A 16,738-nucleotide genomic window follows, 5' to 3' on the forward strand; every position below is an offset into this window, starting at 1 on the left:
AGTCTATTTAGTTACTCAAAAAGTGAAGATGGGTTCATCTTCACCTTTTGTTTTTCTCCAATTTTTCTAAATGTTTCTGATGGAGCTCTTTATAATGATTAAAAGCATGAGGATTTAATTCCTGTAGCTTCTTTTCATATTTGCTACGGTACTGTTTTAATACACGTAATGTTTCAGGATTCATTTCCTGTAACTTTTCTTCAATGCGATCACGATATTGTTCGAGTCGTTCTTCTACATACTGCTCATTTTCATGAATCTTTTCCATGATTTCTGGAATATGCATTTCTAGTCTTGATAAGAATTCATCCGCCTCAATCAAACCTAGTTCACCAAAGTCTGTATGATTTTCAATATCCTTTAATAGATCAGGAGATAAGTCTGTTTTAGAATGAATCTTATCCAACATTTCTTGAGTCATCTTCTGTTTATACTTTTCAGCTTCATTTCCAAAGGCCCATTCTAATTCAGGTTGTATAAATGAGATATGAGATGTTTCCAAATCTTCTAATGGATACGGAGGGACAAGCCCACAATCTAATAATGACTGCTGCATTGTACGTCTTACATGACCACTTGTAATTATTTCTATACCACCATTTTCTCTTAATGCTTGATTAAGGTTATCCATATGACGTGTTAAATAGAAATCTATATTTCTTTTCTGTAAATCATTATAGAAGATAATCAAACGATCAATTGCAGTAAAATCAATATTACTAATACCAGAAGCATCTACAATAACCTGCTCAGTATCTTCTTTAATCGCTTTTTCTATATCTTCCTGGAACTTATCAATATTCGCAAAAAATAGATTTCCTGGGAAACGATAAATAATAGTATGTCTAATTGGTCTTGCATTCACATTCTTTTCTAGATTAAAGAAACCTGTCTGCCCTGGAATTACACCTAAGAAATGAGCTGGTGGAGTGACTGCCTTAATAACTACCGCAAGGAATGATAAGACAATACCAATTACAACACCATAAATAGTCCCAAAGATAAGTACTCCACAACACGCTGCCATAAAGATATAGAATTCATTTCTACTCTCTTTAAATAAACGTTGACCTAACGCAAAGTGACAGGCACCAAGTAAGGCAGTAATCACAATCGCAGTTAAAATAGGAACAGGAAGATATTCAATAAAACCTGTACCAAATAATAGAAGAAGTGCCATAGTCGCAGCAGCTGATAAGCTCATCACCTGAGTCTTACATCCATACTGTCTTGCAAGACCAGTTCTAGAAACAGAACCATTCGTCGGACAGCATCCTACAAGTGAAGTAGCTAGTTCTGCCATACCATAGGCAAATATTTCTTTATTTCCATCTAATTTATAGCCATCTTTCATTGCATTACCTTGTGCAGATAATAAAGTCTGTGCGAGTACAACGATCGCAATAGATAATGTAGTAAAGAATAAAGCAGAAATATCTACATGGGCAATAGAAGGAATCACAAGTTTTGGTAAACCTGAATCAACATGAGGTAACAGTTTTACTCCATATTTTTCTAAAGGGAATAGGGCAGTCAATAAAGCACCGATAAACATCATAAGAATAGGCATAGGAATCTTCTTATTTATTCTCTTTACGATAAGAATAATGACAAGGGTACTAATACCTAATATAAAAGATAAGCCATTAAAGAGTGGTGACTCTTTAATAATATGATTCACTAATTCAAATATTTCGCCTGTTCCTGTTGTCCCACCAAAGAGTTTAGGAACAAGCATCATAATAATAGATAAACAGATACCTGTTACGAATCCACCCATGACAGGTGTAGAAATATACTTAACAGCACGTCCTGCTTTAATGATTGAAAAGAAAATCAACCATAAAGCAACCATGAGTGCAATAACAGGGACCACCTGCATTGCTTCTTTAGTTCCTGCAGTAATACCAAGAGTCGCCAATGCACTTCCAGTAAGAGCTGCAGGGGCTGCATCCACACCAAATACAAAATCATGACTCGTAGTAAATAAACTAAATACGAGAATAGGAACCAAAGAACCATATAAACCATAGACCATTGGTAGACCTGCTACCTGAGCATAACCCATGGATATAGGAATAGATATAAAAGCAACAATAATACCTGCAAAAATATCATTCATTGTTGCATTCTTAAATTTCTTCATAAGCCACCTCTTTCTTAATTCTAATTATAATGATTTATCAAGATGAGTCTATCTCTATCAAAATACATCTATATTGTATACAATCTTGAATAATTTTCAAATTATTTATATATTTTAATAATATCAGTGGACAAATTTGTATTAAACTAATATAATGCATATAAATTAACGAGGAGGAAATCGAAAATGACAGATAAGAGGGTTTATAATTTTTCTGCAGGACCATCTCAGTTACCTGTAGAGGTATTAAAGGAAGCAGCAGATCAGATGCTGAATTATAAAGGCTCAGGAATGAGCGTAATGGAGATGAGTCATCGTTCCTCAACATACCAAAAGATTTTTGATGATACAAAAGCAACTTTAAAGAAAGTTTTAAATGTTCCAGATAACTATAAGATTTTATTATTACAAGGTGGGGCAACACAGGAATTCACAAACATTGCCTTAAACCTTATGGTAAATGGTAAATCAGATTATATCGTTACAGGAAGCTTCTCTGGCAAAGCTGCAAAAGAAGCGGCCAAGTTTGGGGATGTTCATATTGCCTATAACGGTAAGGACAACGATTTTACAGAAATTCCTACACAGGATCAATTAGATATTCGTGAAGGTGTTGATTATGTACATCTTTGTAACAACAACACTATCTATGGTACAGAATGGAACTATGTACCAGATACAAAGGGCGCACCACTTGTAGTAGATATGTCTTCTGATATCTTATCAAGACCTGTAGATGTTTCTAAATATGGTGTTATTTATGCCGGTGCACAAAAGAATATGGGTATTGCCGGACTAGGTGTAGTTATTATTAGAGAAGATCTAGTAAAACCACATCCAGCTAATATTCCAGTTCTTTCTGAATTAGATACTATGTTAGAAAAGGATTCTATGTATAACACACCACCATGCTGGGCTATTTATATGTTAGGTCTCGTAGTGAAATGGATTGATGAACAGGGTGGACTAGAAGTGATGAAGGAAAAGAATGAAAAGAAAGCTAAACTTCTTTATGACTACTTAGATCAGTCTGATTTCTATAAACCACATGCAAAGAAAGATGCACGTTCTAATATGAATGTGACTTTTACAACACCATCTAAAGAATTAGATGCTGAATTTGTAAAGGAATCTATTGCAGCAGGTATGACAAACTTAAAAGGACATCGTAGTGTAGGTGGTATTAGAGCATCTATCTACAATGCAATGCCATATGAAGGTGTAGAATATTTAGTTAATTTCATGAAAGAATTCGAGGAGAAACATAAATAGTATGTATAAGATTAAAACTTTAAATAAGATTTCTGAACAGGGCTTAGAAGTCTTTGATGATAATTATGAAGTCGGTGATAATTTAGAACATGAAGATGGGATGTTAGTTAGATCAGCTAAATTACATGACTATGATTTTCCAGCTGAATTAAAGGCTATCGCAAGAGCGGGTGCAGGTGTCAACAATATTCCTGTAGATACATGTACCGAAAAAGGAATCTGTGTATTTAATACACCAGGGGCTAATGCGAATGCGGTTAAAGAATTAGTATTATGTGCTTTAATCTTAAGTTCAAGACAGGTAATTCCTGGTATTGAATGGGTAAAGACATTACCAGCTGATGATTTTGGAAAAGCTGTAGAAAAAGGTAAGAGCCAGTTTGTTGGTCCTGAAATTGATGGTAAGAAGCTTGGTGTTATTGGTTTAGGTGCAATTGGTGTGAATGTAGCCAATGCAGCTGTTAAATTAGGTATGGAAGTTTATGGTTATGATCCATATATCAGTGTCAATGCAGCATGGAAACTATCTAAATGGGTTCATAAAGCAGCTACTGTAGAAGAATTATTCAAGGAATGTGACTATATTACTATTCATGTACCAGCAACTCCTGATACAAAGAACATGATTAATAAGAAGTCACTTGCAATGATGAAAGACGGTGTACGTATCTTGAACTTTGCACGTGATACATTAGTAAATACTGCAGATATCATTAAAGCATTAAAATCAGGAAAAGTGGCACGTTATATTACAGACTTTGGTTCTAAAGAACTTGTAGAAACTGAAAATACAGTTGTATTGCCACACTTAGGTGCTTCTACTCCAGAATCAGAAGATAACTGTGCAACTATGGCCGTAAAAGAAATGATTGATTACTTAGAAAATGGTAATATCCAGAACTCTGTTAACTTACCTACAGTTGTAGAACCACGTACTACAACATATCGTGTATGTATTATTCATAAGAATATTCCTAATATGTTAGCAGTATTTGCGAACGCATTTGCGAAAAAGAGCATGAACATTGAAAACATGGTCAATAAAGCACGTGGTGAATATGCATATACTGTCATTGATACAAATGATTTATCAGAAGATATTACTAAAGTGATTGAAAATCATGAAGGTGTTATTAAAGCTAGAATTATTGCGAAGATTGTTTTTTAAATCCTTCTTTTTGAATAGTCCATCTTAGTGATGGACTTTTTCTATTGAAAAATGTAAGATGGGAGTGCGAAAGGGGTGATGGGATGAATAAATTAGTAGATGCTTTATCCTGGGTGGCTATGAGATGTACTCAGAATAAATACTTAAATGCGATTAAAAATACATTCCAAAATTATATGCCAATATCTCTTACAGGCGCTGTTGGAATATTTTGGATAAATGTACTAGTTAATGATCGTGGGGGATTAGGTGCTGTTTTTCCACTTATTATGGAATTAAAAATTTTTAATCCAATCTTTGAAGCATTGAATTATGCAGCCATTTCATGTATCTCTATCGTAATTGTATTATTATTATCTAGTGAAATTGCCCAGGCAAATGGGGATCATGATATTTATCCTGTGATTGTCAGTTTCTTAAGCTGGCTGGTTGTTACACCACATACAATAGATGGCTTACATATCAATGTACTATTACACACAGGTGGTGGGGCTATTGTACAAACAAAACTATCCACCTTTGTGCATATACCACATTCTATAGGAATCACTTTGAAAGATTTTACTGCGCAGGGAATAGGCATCGGTTATACATCTTTATCAGGACTCTTTACCGCAATGCTTGTCGCTATAATTGCGACAGAACTCTATCATTTATTAAGAAACTGCGATTGTCTCTTAATTAAGCTTCCTAGTCAGGTTTCTACCAATCAGGTATTATCATTCATGAATATCGTACCAACATTCCTGACACTCTTAATTATGGGTTCTGTCTCTTATCTTTGTATCCTAAGCACAGGTCATACACTTAATACAAATATATATAATCTTGTACAGTTTCCGTTACAGCTGATGGCAGGGGATAATTTAATTGCGGTTCTTGTTTTGTATTTTATTATCTTATTGTTCTGGGTTGTTGGCTTCCATGGGAAGAATCTTATGTTGCCTATCGTTGAATCTTTGTATAGACCATTACTCTATATTAATATGGCATCATTTAATGCGGGGTTAAGAGGAAAAGATATACCATATGTATTCAATTCAATGATGTTTCAGATGTTTGGAGAAGTTGGTGGCTCAGGATGTACATTAGGGCTTGTGATATATATACTTGTTTTTTCTCAAAGACATGATAATCGTCTAATAGCGAATATTTCTTTATTCCCAAGTTTAGCGAATATCAACGAAACAGTCATCTTTGGTATGCCCATTGTGCTTAATCCTCTATTATCTATTCCATTTATTCTTGCACCACTTGTCTCTCTTACAGCGGGTTATTTCCTTATTTCAATAGGATTCTGTCCACATGTGATCATGGAAGTACCTTGGGTTATGCCACCTATTTTAATGGGCTTCTTAGTTACTGGAGGAAGTATCTATGGGGCAATATCACATCTCATATGTATATGTATCTCAGTACTTGTGTATGCGCCATTTATTTATATATATGAGAGAAAACAAAAGAAAGAAGAATATATCTATTAAAGTTACAAAAAGAGTGGATTTATGCATATAAATTCGCTTTTTTTGTAACAACTATACAATATCCTTAAGAATACTTGTTTAATCATTTTGTTAGATTATTATAAAGATGCAAAAAGAAAATAAATTTTTGCTTCCTAAATCGTCATGAGACGTCCAGCTCATGACATTTTTTTATTATTATCATTGATAAAATACCAATAAGATGATAATATATTATCATCTTAAGATTAAGGTCTTAAGATAGGAAAATCTAGTTATACATATCGTGAGGTGTAGGGACCTCATGATCTTGTGCAGATATATCTGCATCTCCTGTACATTCTTATTCGGGTGCGAGGATAAGAATGATCACTGCTCGTAAGAGTATTGCTAATAATTAAATCCCTTATTGAACATGGATATAAAGTGAGTAATTAATGAAACCCTCATACTTTTAACTCATTATAACTTTGATTTTCCTAGGAACGCTGATCCTTTTAATCATTAGGGCATTGATTGAAAAACAGCCACTGCATTCATATTTCATCCATATCAAGCCAAAAGAATATTTATGTAGTGCATGATCCTCCTTATGGAGGATTCTTTTTTTACCAATTATTAATATACTCTTCACTTGATGGTAACCATACTTATTGTATAAGGTGCTATACTTGTGCACAGAGAGGAAACTATATGAATTACGATGTGAATTACTTAAAAGAAGTGCTTTATCATGCTGGTGAATGTTTTATGGGGCAGTTAAGGGATGATCAAATCTATTCTAAAGGGAAAGATGATTATGTAACTGAAATAGACCTCATTGTACAGGATAAGATTAAGACATGTTTAATGGATAAGTATCCTAATGTACAGTTCATGAGCGAGGAACAGATCAATGAAGTGGATTTAAGTCAACCATGCTGGGTATTAGATCCAGTAGATGGTACAACAAATCTTATTCATGATTATCATTGCAGTGTCATTTCATTGGCATTGTTAGAAAATGGTGAACCAACAATCGGGTTAATCTATAACCCCTATATGCGTGAGCTGTTTTATGGTGTTAAAGGACAAGGTGCGTATTTGAATGAACATCCTATTCATGTAAGCCATCAAGAGAACCTCTCATCAAGCTTAGTAGCTGTAGGAACAAGTCCTTATTATAAAAATGATGAAATGCTGGATAAGAACTTCCATACAATCAAGGAAGTTATGAAGCGTTGTTCTGATATACGTCGTAGTGGATCCTGTGCATTAGATATTGCATGGACAGCTTGTGGGCGTGTAGAGGCTTATTTAGAACGTCGTGTCAAATTATGGGACTATGCTGCTGGTAAGGTGATATTAGAAGAAGCTGGCGGTATACTATGTGATTATCGTGGACATCCAATTAAAAACCAATTAATCACAAATTTAGTTGCAGGCAAAGAAAACGTTGTTCACGATCTGATATCTCAATGTATTAATAAGTAGGGTGACCTACTTATTTTTGCATTTAAAAAACCTGGAATAAATCCAGGTTAATCAATAGGTTCCTGATAGAACCTTCCTTTAACAGCATTTGTTTTGACAATATTCACGAAAGCCTGTTTATCAATACTTTTAATAATTTCATAAACATCATTGACTTCTGCGGCACTGACGACTGTATATAACATGACACGATCTTCATGTGTATGAGATCCTTCACCAGTAAAACGAGTCATACCATGATGTGTCTTAACTAATAATTCTCTTTCTAATTCATCTGCTTTATTAGATATGATGAATAAAGTCATCTGCTGATCTGATTTGTGGAAAGTATCTATTGCCTGAGTAGATACGAACTGGAAGACAATAGAATAAAGAGATGCTTCAAATCCAAATAACATTCCAGAAGTTAATAATAGAATAATATTAAAACCTAAAATGATATTCCAAGAAGAGATATTCCACTTACGATGAATATAGACTGCAATAAAGTCTGTTCCACCAGAACTTGCTTTACCATATAAGGCAATAGAAATAGCCAAACCATTTAATAAACCACCAAATAAAGCAATGAGTAATGGATCAGTTGTCACCCTATAAGAAGGAATCAAATCAACTAAGAATGAGTTTAAAACAATCATTAATACACTATAACCAGTAAAACGCTTTGAAATAAGTTTAAAACCAATGATAGCTGGTATCGCATTTAATGAAATATTAAGCACAGAATAAGGTACAGAAATGTTAGCATACTTTAACATTATTCTCTGTATTAATAGAGTCATACCGGTAATACCACCAGGGACTAATTCACCAGCACGTACAAACGTCTTAATATTAAAGGCCATTAAACATGACGCAAGAATAACACATACGAATGATTTGAGGGCTTTTATTGATCTTTTTTGTTGTATTTCCTTTTCATATAACATAAATTTAATATTCACCTCCGAAAATTCGACCAAATTGTACTATTGTTTATACAATAAAACAACCGTAATTGTGTAAAAAGTGAAAAAACACATTTACATAATCTTAAGATAATACATACACAAATATGATTTTTTTGTTAAGGAGAAAAATTTATGATGTAGGTGTCTTAAGAAGACGGGAGGAAAAAAGTAAATATGAAAAAAATATTAACGCTTGTACTTACATGTGTACTTGCATTCTCACTTGCTGGTTGTGGAGGATCTAAAGATTCTTCAACTGCTGGTTCAGGAGATTTATCAGGAAAGATCTCACTTGATGGTTCTACATCAATGGAAAAATTTGTAACTGCCTTAGGCGAATCTTTCAAAGAAAAGAATCCTAATGTTACAGTTGAATCTCAGTTCACAGGTTCATCTGCTGGTATTGCTTCAGTATTAAGTGGTAAGGCTGATATCGGTGATTCTTCAAGAGCATTAACAGATGAAGAAAAGAGCCAGGGTCTTGAAGAAAACATCGTAGCTATTGATGGTATCGCAGTTGCGGTTAATAAAAATAATACTGTTAAGAATGTAACTAAAGAACAGTTAACTAAGATCTATACTGGTGAAATCACTAACTGGAAAGAACTTGGTGGTAAAGACGAAAAAATCGTTGTTATTGGTAGAGAAGCGGCTTCTGGTACGAGAGGTGCTTTCGAAGAATTATTAGAAGTAAAAGATAAATGTAAATATGCACAGGAATTAGATAATACTGGTGCAGTTGTTGCAAAATGTGCTTCTATTGAAGGTGCTATTGGTTATGTATCACTAGACGCAGTTGATAAATCAATCAACACATTACAGTTAGACGGTGTTGATTGTACAGTTAAGAATATCAAAGCTGGTAAATATGCATTACAGAGACCATTCGTAATGGCTACTAAAGGTAAAATTGAAAAACAGTCTAAATTAGTTCAGGCATTATTCGATTACATTGATAGTGATGAAGGGCAGGCTATCATTAAAAAAGTAGGTCTAATCAGTGCTAAATAGCATTGTCGGTACCAATAAAAGTAGACAAGCATCAGAAAAGGCAGCCGCATTAATCGTTAGTGTATGTGCTGCTTTTTCAATAGTTGCAGTCGTCGCTATTACTGCCTACATGATCTATAGCGGTACACCTGCACTTGCTAAGGTTGGTATCGGAAATATCTTATTTAAAACAGAATGGGTTCCTTCTCAAGGAAAGTTCGGTATTCTTTACATTATCTTAACTTCTATTGTTGGTACTTTACTTGCAGTCTTAATCGCAATCCCTGTTGGTTTATTTACCGCAGCCGCATTAAGTGAAATGGTTACTGGCACTCCAAAGAAGATTATGAAAGCAGCTATTGAATTATTAGCTGGTATTCCATCAGTTGTTTATGGGTTACTTGGTATCTTGATCATTAACCCACAGATGTATAAGTTAGAAAAGTTTTTTTATCATACATCTCATTCACATCAGTTCACTGGTGGGGCAAACCTCATTGCCGCAATTATTGTATTAGTGATCATGATTTTACCAACATTAATCAATGTCTCTGAAACAGCTCTAGAAACTGTACCTAATCATTTAAGATTAAGTTCTTATGCACTTGGTGCAACTAAAATTCAGACAATCTTTAAAGTCGTTATTCCAGCTGCTAAGAATGGAATCATGAGTGCTATTGTGTTAGGTGTTGGACGTGCTATTGGTGAAGCAATGGCTATCTTACTTGTTGCTGGTAACGCAGTTAATTTACCAGCACCATTCAACTCAGTACGTTTCTTAACAACAGCTATCGTATCTGAAATGTCTTACTCAAGTGGTGTACATAGACAAGTATTATTTACAATCGGTTTAGTATTATTCATCTTCATTATGATTATCAATATCGTATTAATGAAGATTCTAAAAAAGGGTGAAGAAAATGGATAAAGCAGATTCTAAAAAAGTGTCAGCTACATCCCCATTAAAGGAAGTGAATGCTGTGGATAGAACGTTATATCATAAAAAGAAAAGAATAGGAGACACTATACTACGTGGACTTATTTACCTATGTGCTGGTTTCTCTAGTATCTTAATTCTTGTCATTATTGGTTATGTATTCTCTAAAGCCATCCCCCATTTCCATTTCAAGAATTTAATTGAACCAATGAGTCAGTTAATGAACCCTGAAGGCTTATTAGGTAACATCATCAATACTCTTTATATTGTCGTAGGTACATTATTATTTGCCTGCCCAATTGGTATTGGTGCTGCCATCTACTTAAATGAATATGCAAAAAATAAGAAGTTTGTTGCAGCAGTATCATTTACAACAGAAGTATTATCAGGTATTCCATCTATTATCTTTGGACTATTTGGTATGATCTTCTTTGGTGAAATGCTTCATTTAGGATATTCAGTCATAAATGGATGTTTCACACTAACTATTCTTATCTTACCAATTATTATTAGAAACACTCAGGTTGCCTTAGAATCAGTTCCTTCTTCATATCGTGAAGCTGCATTAGGTATTGGTTCAACTAAGTGGTATATGATTCGTACTGTTATTCTTCCAAGTGCTATGCCTGGTATCTTAACAGGTGTGATTCTTGGTATGGGTCGTATTGTGGCTGAATCAGCTGCCTTATTATTTACAGCAGGTAGTGGTTATTTTATGCCAAGAGGATTCTTCACTCACTTAATGGAAAGTGGTGGAACACTCACAATCCAGCTTTATATGGCAATGAGTAACGCAGAATATGGACAGGCCTTTGTGATTGCGATGATTTTAATTATTCTTGTATTAATCATGAACTTTATCGCTAAGTGGCTATCAAGTAAGTTTAATGTAGAAAAAGCAAAATAATGAGGTAAATATATATGAATAAAATGGAAATTAAGAATTTAAACTTATGGTATGGTGAAAAGCATGCCTTAAAGGATACAAGTCTAGAGATCCCAGAACATAAGATCACAGCATTCATCGGTCCTTCTGGATGTGGTAAATCTACATTCCTTAAAACATTAAACCGTATGCAGGATTATGTAAAAGGGGTAAAGATTACTGGTCAGGTGACATTGGATGGTGAAGACATCTTTGATCCTAGAGTAGATACAACTTTATTGAGAAAGAAAGTAGGGATGGTATTCCAGCAGCCTAACCCATTCCCAATGAGTATCTTTGATAACATTGCCTATGGACCTAGAATTCATGGGATTAAGAATCATGCTGAATTAGAAAAGATTGTGATTAGATCATTAAAGCAGGCTGCTTTATATGATGAAATTGCAGATCGTCTAGATACAAGTGCATTAGGTCTATCTGGGGGTCAGCAGCAGAGATTATGTATTGCAAGATGTTTAGCTGTTAACCCAGATGTTATCTTATTGGATGAACCTACAAGTGCCTTAGACCCAATTTCTACATCTAAGATTGAAGATTTATTAATGAATCTTAAGAAAGATTATACAATTGTGATTGTGACACATAACATGCAGCAGGCTTCACGTATTGCAGACAATACCGCATTCTTCTTACAGGGTGAAATCATTGAAACGGGTGATACAGAAAAGATCTTTTCATTCCCTCAGGATAAGAGAACAGAAGATTATATCACTGGTAGATTCGGTTAATATTTAATTATCTAAATCAATATATTATAATGAAGGGGTAAATATTATGAGAAGTCGTTTTGATCGAGAACTAGATACGCTTAATGTAGATCTTCAAAAGATGAGCGGTCTTGTAGAGAATGCATTAGAAAATACTATTGCTGCATTTAAAAACAAGAACACTAAGCTTGCGAAAGAAGTTATGGAAAATGATCGTATGATCAATGATATGGAACGTTCTATTGAATCTATTTGTTTTAAGTTAATGTTAAGACAGCAGCCAGTGGCAAGAGATTTACGTATTGTAACTACTGCATTAAAGATTGTGACTGATCTAGAAAGAATTGGTGACCAGTGTTCTGATATTTGTGAAATTATCTTGGATTTATCTGGTGATCATATTTATAGAACAGTAGAACATATTCCAGAAATGTTAAAGACTGCAAAAGAAATGGTGCATAAGTCTATTGAAGCCTTTGTAGAAGGTGATGTAGATAAAGCCCATAACATTTCTAGAATGGATGATGATATTGATGCATTATTCTTAGATATTAAGAATGAAATCATCCAGATCATGAAAGAAAATAGTGAAAATGCAGATGATTGTTTAGATTACTTCATGATTGCTAAATATCTTGAAAGAATTGGTGATCATGCATCTAATATCTGTGAATGGTTAGACTTCATGGAAACAGGATCTATCAACCAGCAGCGTATTATTTAAGGGGGATATAACCAATGAGCGAACGTATATATGTAATAGAAGATGATGAGAATATTCAGGAAATTATCAAGTTATCTCTTGAATCAAGTGGGTATCAAATTACCCTCTTTAATAATGCGATAGATGCAATTGTCGCAATTCATGAAGATACGCCTGATCTTGCAATATTTGATGTCATGTTACCGGAATTAGATGGTATTTCAGCCATTAAACAGATTAGAAAGACTAATACAACTTTACCTATCTTAATTCTTTCTGCAAAGGATCGTGAAATAGATAAGGTAAGAGGTTTAGATTCAGGCTGTGATGATTATATGACGAAACCATTTGGAGTGCTGGAACTTGCTGCACGTGTTCGCTCATTACTTAGAAGAAGTCAGCATCATTCAAAGGTTATTAAGACAACATCTTTAGAAATTGATAAATCTAAGCATATTATTTTAAAGCAGGGTGAAAAACTTGAATTAACTCATAAAGAGTATCAGTTACTACTCTATTTAGTAGAAAATAAAGAACGTGTTGTAGAAAGAGAAGAACTTTTAAATAATATCTGGGGTTATGATTTTGTAGGCGAATCAAGAGCCTTAGATGTTCATATTCGTTCTTTACGTGCAAAACTTGGTGATGATGGACATCATTATATTAAGACAATCAGAAGTGTAGGTTATCGTTTTATTGAGGATGGTCAATAATGAGACAATCTATATTGAGATATTTTATCTCACTTTTATTAGTATCTCTATGTATCTGTAGTGCAACGAGTATATTTATTATTTCTGGTTCAATGAAAGAGGATTCCGAAAGAGAAATGATGTATTCTGTTAAATTAATAGAATATAACTTAGATTACTCGGGTGATTTAAATAAACAGATAGAAACACTTAATCCACTTGCTTTCTCTGATGATACAAGAATATCTGTCATAGATGAAAAAGGTAAAGTTCTTGCAGATACATATAAGAATGACATCTCTTCTAATCATTTGAAAAGAGAAGAAGTACAACAGGCACTTCATTCTTCAAATCATGAAGGATATGCAATGAGACGTTCTGAGACAACCAATCAGCCACTTCTCTATGCTGCATATTATAAAGATAACCACATTATAAGATTGTCCATCCCTTATTCAGGTGTATGGGGTTATTTCCCAGAACTTGCTCCTGCATTTGCGATTTCTATACTGATTAGTATATTATTTTCATACATAGTTGCACGTAAACTCTCTAAGAGAGTCACTCAGCCTTTGACAGAAATCAGTGAGTCTCTTAATAACATGACTGAAGACTATCGTTTTGAACTCCCAACAACAGATTATGAAGAATTTACACCTATTATTGATACAATAGAAAATCTTTCTCATCGATTAAGAAAATCTATGAGAGAAACAAGATTTGAACAAGATAAGATCAATGCGATATTAAGAAAGATGGAGGAAGGCTTCATCTTACTTGATGAGAATGGCATGATCTTAAGTGTCAATGATAGTGCTATAAAGATTTTAGGACCTTTAAAAGAAAAGGACAACTTAATAGATCATATTACTTATCCAAATCTTATAAATGCGTTAAATAGTGCACCTAAGAAACAGCGTATAGAATTAAAGATTCATGATTTTGATTACCAATGTGCAATCTCCCGCCTTCCATTTGGTACAGCACTCTTCTTTGTGGATATTACCGCAATGAAGAACTCACAGAAGATGAGAGAAGAATTCTTCTCTAGTGTATCTCATGAATTAAAAACACCTATTACAGCTATTAGAGGTTATAGTGAATTATTGTCACAAGGATTCATCAATGATGAAAATCAGAAGAAGATGATGCTTTCTAAGATTCAAACTGAAGTGACTAATATGTCTTCTTTAATTAATGATATCTTGATGTTATCTAGGCTAGATAGTGATGATCTCATTGTAGAAAAGGTTCCTGTAAAAATGCAGGCATTAATGAAGGATATATCAGAAGATTATGAAGGTCTATTAATGAAATATAATGTAGAGCTTCATACAGATGTAGAACCTATTACTTATATTGGAAATGGATCTCAAATAGAAACATTGATTTCTAATCTTGTAAGTAACGCTATTAAATACAACAAAGAAGATGGTCATGTATATGTTCATATTTATAGTAAGAAAGATAACATGATCATTGAAGTCAAGGATACAGGTATTGGTATACCTCTTGCAGACCAGGGCCGTGTCTTTGAGAGATTCTACCGTGTTGATAAGGGACGTAGTAGAATCAAAGGTGGTACTGGTTTAGGTCTTGCCATCGTTAAGCATATTGTTTCTTATAATAAAGGAACAGTGAAATTACATAGTCAATTAGGAGAGGGGACTTGTATTACAATTACTCTTCCTAATAAATCATAAGCTGTCATCGTACAGCTTTTTAAGACACCTAACTTTAAGCTATGGAGAAAAGTTTACTGCTGAAGATGCACAATATGCGGTTGATCATCTACCACAGTAACTCTTTTAATAAAAGTATGAATGAAGCACAAATAAGTGCTTCATTTTTTGAAAATACACAGTTATTCCATAATAAATATGTATAATGCTTACAGGTGATAAAGCATGAAGATACTCTGGTTAATCGCACTTTTGTTGACAAGTGGATGTTCAACACGTGCCAATTCAAATTATATTGCACAGGAAGTAAGAACATTCTATTCAGGTATGTTGAATGGGGAAGAAATTTCTATTACATGTGAAGATAGAGATTATAAGACAGCTTTCTTTAAAGAAATGAATAAGAACCTACATAAGAAGGAATTTAAGGATATTGATTCTTATGTAGTAAAAAAGAATTTAGATATTGCTTATACAATGAAGAAGGATAATAAGATTATGCGTTGTTATCATGGAAATATGAAGACAGGAGAGAATTCTTCACTTAAGTATTTTCTTACTATTTCAGTTCCTAATAACGATTTAAGCAGTCCACGTGTAGAAAAGTCTACATTTACTTTTTCAGATAAGCGAAAGGTTGCGGTAAGTATAGAAGTAAACCAGGGTGATCATTATTGTAATGCTGTAGTGAAGGATACAAAAACTGCAAAAACTTATAAAGAATTTAAATATCGTTTTGACTCATAAGTCTAGAGTAAAATCTAGGCTTTTTGTGTATAATATATATAAGAGCGAAAGGAGATTATAATGAATAGCGCTAAATTTTATAAAGTATCTTATGAACAATTTCAAACAGGAATGGAAAAGGAAGATGTAAAGGACATCTATGATGCGATTAAGCTTCCACGTCGTGCAACTAAAGGATCTGCAGGATATGATTTTTATACACCTATTGATATACATTTAGAACCTGGAGAAACTGTAAAGATTCCTACAGGAATCCGCTGTGAAATGAATGAAAGATGGGTATTAATGATTTATCCTAGAAGTGGTTTGGGATTTAAATATCGTCTACAGTTAAATAATACTGTCGGTGTAATTGATAGTGATTATTTCTATTCAGATAATGAAGGTCATATCTTTATTAAAATGACAAATGATTCAAATGAAGGAAAAGTAGTTGATGTTCAGGCTGGCCAGGGTATTGCCCAGGGAATCTTCATGACATATGGTATTACTGAAGATGATGATGCCACTGAAACACGTAATGGTGGATTTGGATCAACAACTAAATAATTTATGAAATATAAATTTCTTCTTGCAATTATGTTACTTCTTTCAGGATGTAGCACACCTCCTAAAGAAGAAGTAAAGAAAGAGACACCAAGTGTTTCTTTTGTTGCTGTAGGAGATAATCTCTATCATCAATGTATGCTTGATGAAGCCAAGACTTCTAGTGGTTATGACTTTTCGAACTATTATAAGAATATTAAGAAGTATATCCAGGCAGATTATTGTTTTGTGAATCAGGAAACAATATTAGGGGGAGGAAAACCTTTTGGTTATAAATTTATGGCGAAAAACCCACACGCTTGCGTGTGGGATGAAA

16 protein-coding genes and 1 pseudogene are annotated in these 16,738 nt (G+C 33.8%); 15 read left to right on the forward strand and 2 right to left on the reverse strand.

Translation table 11 applies throughout. The features are described 5' to 3' along the window. Positions 1-40: 40 nt before the first annotated feature. Positions 41-2,146, reverse strand: coding sequence for a SulP family inorganic anion transporter (locus tag QVO42_RS06445; RefSeq protein WP_022425328.1), 2,106 nt, complete (start codon positions 2,144-2,146; stop codon positions 41-43). Positions 2,147-2,332: 186 nt separating this feature from the next. Here QVO42_RS06445 and serC point away from each other — a divergent pair, with 186 nt between their 5' ends. From serC to QVO42_RS06465, 4 genes are all read left to right on the forward strand, one after another. Then, on the forward strand, positions 2,333-3,418 hold the full coding sequence (gene serC / locus QVO42_RS06450) for a 3-phosphoserine/phosphohydroxythreonine transaminase (RefSeq protein WP_022425329.1): 1,086 nt from the start codon (positions 2,333-2,335) through the stop codon (positions 3,416-3,418). A 1-nt stretch (position 3,419) separates the two neighbouring features. Continuing rightward, positions 3,420-4,586: a phosphoglycerate dehydrogenase gene (locus tag QVO42_RS06455; RefSeq protein ID WP_022425330.1), complete on the forward strand. Its 1,167-nt coding sequence runs from the start codon at positions 3,420-3,422 to the stop codon at positions 4,584-4,586. Positions 4,587-4,669: 83 nt separating this feature from the next. Beyond that, positions 4,670-6,070, forward strand: coding sequence for a PTS sugar transporter subunit IIC (locus QVO42_RS06460; protein ID WP_022425331.1), 1,401 nt, complete (start codon positions 4,670-4,672; stop codon positions 6,068-6,070). Between the two features lie 672 nt (positions 6,071-6,742). After that, a complete protein-coding gene (locus QVO42_RS06465; RefSeq protein WP_022425332.1) occupies positions 6,743-7,522 on the forward strand; it encodes an inositol monophosphatase family protein in 780 nt (259 codons plus the stop codon). 47 nt (positions 7,523-7,569) lie between these two features. Here the strand turns inward: QVO42_RS06465 and QVO42_RS06470 are convergent, their stop codons facing one another. Further along, complete coding sequence (locus QVO42_RS06470; RefSeq protein WP_022425333.1) at positions 7,570-8,451, reverse strand: YitT family protein; 882 nt, start codon at positions 8,449-8,451, stop codon at positions 7,570-7,572. Positions 8,452-8,646: 195 nt separating this feature from the next. On the opposite strand from QVO42_RS06470, the gene QVO42_RS06475 reads away from it, so the two are divergent. From QVO42_RS06475 to QVO42_RS06520, 11 genes and pseudogenes are all read left to right on the forward strand, one after another. Further along, positions 8,647-9,483 carry a phosphate ABC transporter substrate-binding protein gene (locus QVO42_RS06475; protein WP_022425334.1) on the forward strand — a complete coding sequence of 279 codons (837 nt, stop codon included), beginning with the start codon at positions 8,647-8,649 and terminating at the stop codon, positions 9,481-9,483. Then, positions 9,473-10,390, forward strand: coding sequence for a phosphate ABC transporter permease subunit PstC (gene pstC, locus QVO42_RS06480; RefSeq protein WP_022425335.1), 918 nt, complete (start codon positions 9,473-9,475; stop codon positions 10,388-10,390). The genes QVO42_RS06475 and pstC overlap by 11 nt, the downstream gene beginning before the upstream one ends. Further along, positions 10,383-11,306, forward strand: coding sequence for a phosphate ABC transporter permease PstA (pstA, locus tag QVO42_RS06485; RefSeq protein WP_006507033.1), 924 nt, complete (start codon positions 10,383-10,385; stop codon positions 11,304-11,306). Before pstC ends, pstA begins: the two co-directional genes overlap by 8 nt. Positions 11,307-11,320: 14 nt before the next feature. Continuing rightward, a complete protein-coding gene (gene pstB, locus QVO42_RS06490; RefSeq protein WP_022425336.1) occupies positions 11,321-12,073 on the forward strand; it encodes a phosphate ABC transporter ATP-binding protein PstB in 753 nt (250 codons plus the stop codon). A gap of 46 nt (positions 12,074-12,119) precedes the next feature. Then, positions 12,120-12,776 carry a phosphate signaling complex protein PhoU gene (gene phoU / locus QVO42_RS06495; RefSeq protein WP_022425337.1) on the forward strand — a complete coding sequence of 219 codons (657 nt, stop codon included), beginning with the start codon at positions 12,120-12,122 and terminating at the stop codon, positions 12,774-12,776. Positions 12,777-12,790: 14 nt separating this feature from the next. Beyond that, entirely contained in the window at positions 12,791-13,468 is a 678-nt protein-coding gene (locus QVO42_RS06500; protein ID WP_006507030.1) for a response regulator transcription factor, read from the forward strand. Then, a complete protein-coding gene (locus tag QVO42_RS06505) occupies positions 13,468-15,150 on the forward strand; it encodes a sensor histidine kinase (RefSeq protein ID WP_022425338.1) in 1,683 nt (560 codons plus the stop codon). Before QVO42_RS06500 ends, QVO42_RS06505 begins: the two co-directional genes overlap by 1 nt. A 1-nt stretch (position 15,151) precedes the next feature. Further along, positions 15,152-15,250, forward strand: a complete 99-nt coding sequence (locus QVO42_RS10445) for an Ltp family lipoprotein (RefSeq protein ID WP_353867248.1) — start codon at positions 15,152-15,154, stop codon at positions 15,248-15,250. A gap of 104 nt (positions 15,251-15,354) precedes the next feature. Further along, positions 15,355-15,876, forward strand: coding sequence for a hypothetical protein (locus QVO42_RS06510; RefSeq protein ID WP_022425339.1), 522 nt, complete (start codon positions 15,355-15,357; stop codon positions 15,874-15,876). Between the two features lie 57 nt (positions 15,877-15,933). Next, positions 15,934-16,425: a dUTP diphosphatase gene (locus QVO42_RS06515; protein WP_217106910.1), complete on the forward strand. Its 492-nt coding sequence runs from the start codon at positions 15,934-15,936 to the stop codon at positions 16,423-16,425. Between the two features lie 3 nt (positions 16,426-16,428). Then, a pseudogene (locus tag QVO42_RS06520) lies at positions 16,429-16,738 on the forward strand (CapA family protein); the annotation flags it as partial.

It is taken from the genome of Catenibacterium sp. CAG:290 (assembly GCF_000437715.1).
In the GTDB taxonomy this organism is placed as follows: Bacteria; Bacillota_I; Bacilli_A; order Erysipelotrichales; family Coprobacillaceae; genus Catenibacterium; species Catenibacterium mitsuoka_A.

Bases quoted from the DNA above. Each gene is read 5' to 3' on its own strand.
- serC (WP_022425329.1), top strand. From the start codon at position 2,333: ATGACAGATAAGAGGGTTTATAATTTTTCTGCAGGACCATCTCAGTTA.
- pstB (WP_022425336.1), top strand. From the start codon at position 11,321: ATGAATAAAATGGAAATTAAGAATTTAAACTTATGGTATGGTGAAAAG.
- pstA (WP_006507033.1), top strand. From the start codon at position 10,383: ATGGATAAAGCAGATTCTAAAAAAGTGTCAGCTACATCCCCATTAAAG.
- QVO42_RS06445 (WP_022425328.1), bottom strand. From the start codon at position 2,146: ATGAAGAAATTTAAGAATGCAACAATGAATGATATTTTTGCAGGTATT.
- QVO42_RS06510 (WP_022425339.1), top strand. From the start codon at position 15,355: ATGAAGATACTCTGGTTAATCGCACTTTTGTTGACAAGTGGATGTTCA.
- phoU (WP_022425337.1), top strand. From the start codon at position 12,120: ATGAGAAGTCGTTTTGATCGAGAACTAGATACGCTTAATGTAGATCTT.
- QVO42_RS06465 (WP_022425332.1), top strand. From the start codon at position 6,743: ATGAATTACGATGTGAATTACTTAAAAGAAGTGCTTTATCATGCTGGT.
- QVO42_RS06500 (WP_006507030.1), top strand. From the start codon at position 12,791: ATGAGCGAACGTATATATGTAATAGAAGATGATGAGAATATTCAGGAA.
- QVO42_RS06505 (WP_022425338.1), top strand. From the start codon at position 13,468: ATGAGACAATCTATATTGAGATATTTTATCTCACTTTTATTAGTATCT.
- QVO42_RS06460 (WP_022425331.1), top strand. From the start codon at position 4,670: ATGAATAAATTAGTAGATGCTTTATCCTGGGTGGCTATGAGATGTACT.
- QVO42_RS06470 (WP_022425333.1), bottom strand. From the start codon at position 8,451: ATGTTATATGAAAAGGAAATACAACAAAAAAGATCAATAAAAGCCCTC.
- QVO42_RS06455 (WP_022425330.1), top strand. From the start codon at position 3,420: ATGTATAAGATTAAAACTTTAAATAAGATTTCTGAACAGGGCTTAGAA.
- QVO42_RS06475 (WP_022425334.1), top strand. From the start codon at position 8,647: ATGAAAAAAATATTAACGCTTGTACTTACATGTGTACTTGCATTCTCA.